Origin of the sequence: Stenotrophomonas maltophilia group sp. RNC7, assembly GCF_030910085.1 — a bacterium.
GTDB classification, from domain to species: Bacteria; Pseudomonadota; Gammaproteobacteria; order Xanthomonadales; family Xanthomonadaceae; genus Stenotrophomonas; species Stenotrophomonas sepilia.
Genome location: NZ_JAVFVN010000680.1, coordinates 1 through 591, shown reverse-complemented (window position 1 = coordinate 591; position 591 = coordinate 1). Strand labels below are relative to the sequence as shown.

The 591-nt window shown below is 32.8% G+C and carries 2 protein-coding genes; one reads left to right on the top strand and one right to left on the bottom strand.

Annotated features, from left to right (window positions below; translation table 11 throughout):
- The first annotated feature begins 196 nt into the window (after positions 1-196).
- Positions 197-403, top strand: a complete 207-nt coding sequence (locus RCF13_RS14150; RefSeq protein ID WP_308141273.1) for a hypothetical protein — start codon at positions 197-199, stop codon at positions 401-403.
- Here the strand turns inward: RCF13_RS14150 and RCF13_RS14145 are convergent.
- Positions 396-591: hypothetical protein (locus RCF13_RS14145; RefSeq protein ID WP_308141272.1), on the bottom strand; the 196-nt coding region annotated here is incomplete at its 5' end. The genes RCF13_RS14150 and RCF13_RS14145 overlap by 8 nt on opposite strands.

The window sequence follows — 591 nt, the reverse complement described above, 5'->3', positions numbered from 1 at the left end:
GCAACATCGATTCCCACCGCATATGGTTTTCTTTTAATTACTACCATCCTTACTTGTCCAAATTTTTCTTTATTAAAAATCTGTAAATCTTTTTTCATTTGTAATGCCCCATTTTTGTTTTCTTTTTTCTGATACTCTCCTATAATGTAAGTACAGGCTCCGTCAAGCCAAGTACACCGGAAAGGAGAAAAAACATATGGATAAGAAACTTATATGTCATGACATTGCCTTACTCACAGCTAAAGCATTTGTAGATTCTAATATGCCAGAATATATCAATAACTCTGGCGCCAAAGGCTATGCCTCTGACATGATTAAAAAATACCTTGAAGTCTACCCACTTATTAAAGAAGAATATGAAAATCAACATCCACCTGGTAATGGAATTACTTTTCTTAAATAGTACTAATTAGTGGGAGTAACTTTATTGTGTCTTCTAGGATTGAATTTGCACGACTTGTAGTCATGTTGGCCTCATTCGCTAAAGCATTAATTACAGTTGCTATAAGTTGTGCATCTTCTTTACTAGACTTAAATCCAAACAAATCTAATTGATTTCTTTTCTTAATTACTGCTTCTGAATAATCTTTT

Bases quoted from the DNA above. Each gene is read 5' to 3' on its own strand.
- RCF13_RS14150 (WP_308141273.1), top strand. From the start codon at position 197: ATGGATAAGAAACTTATATGTCATGACATTGCCTTACTCACAGCTAAA.